Raw genomic sequence first — 673 nt, forward strand, 5'->3', positions numbered from 1 at the left:
GTAGCCATGTTATATGGCTACATTTATGCAGAAGTAAGGATTAGTCTTTTCCCGGCCCATAATTAAATTTTGTCCCTTTGCCAATGGCGTAAAACTGTCCGCCAGCTACGTAATGGACAGTACGTAATTCATCTGGTGCATCATCAAAAATCCAGTGCCCATTTTTGAAAACGCGGTCATCACTCCATGCTCCGACAATTTCACCCATGAACAAGTTGTGCTGCTTTTCATTTTCTTCATTAGGTATGACCTTACATACTAACCAGCCAGCGCAACCTTCCACTAAAGGCAGATCAAACTCTTTCTGATAAAATAGTGGGATTTTACTATTTTTATCGGGTGTGTCGGAATAACTGTGACCTCCAGCATATAAAACCATTTCCATCTGATTTACTACTGGGATCTGTACAACGTAATATCCGCTTTTTTCTACAAGCCCGCGAGTAAATGCCTGTGGACCTATAAAAGCCATCACTTTGTTATTGCCTACTAATCCCACCCAGGCCGCTGCCATGACATTTTCAACGCCATCATTTTTAGCCGATATCATCGTCGTTGGCCCGACCTGTAATAAACGATAGGCTTTGTTTAACTCTACTGGTTGAATTGACATAATTTACTCTTTTGAGTTCTGATAAAAAGTAAGACAGGTTACTTATTTGATTGTTCTATT

Annotated in this window: 1 protein-coding gene; it reads right to left on the reverse strand. The window is 40.3% G+C overall.

Annotated elements, in window-relative coordinates; genetic code table 11:
- Positions 1–40: 40 nt before the first annotated feature.
- Positions 41–613 (reverse strand): flavin reductase family protein, encoded by a 573-nt coding sequence (locus FHC52_RS22500; protein WP_032651724.1) that lies wholly within the window; start codon positions 611–613, stop codon positions 41–43.
- Between the last annotated feature and the right edge of the window lie 60 nt (positions 614–673).

The organism is Enterobacter sp. EC_64, from assembly GCF_019584165.1.
GTDB classification, from domain to species: domain Bacteria; phylum Pseudomonadota; class Gammaproteobacteria; order Enterobacterales; family Enterobacteriaceae; genus Enterobacter; species Enterobacter roggenkampii.

Excerpts from the sequence above, each read along its gene's own strand:
- FHC52_RS22500 (WP_032651724.1), bottom strand. The coding sequence starts at position 613 with ATGTCAATTCAACCAGTAGAGTTAAACAAAGCCTATCGTTTATTACAG.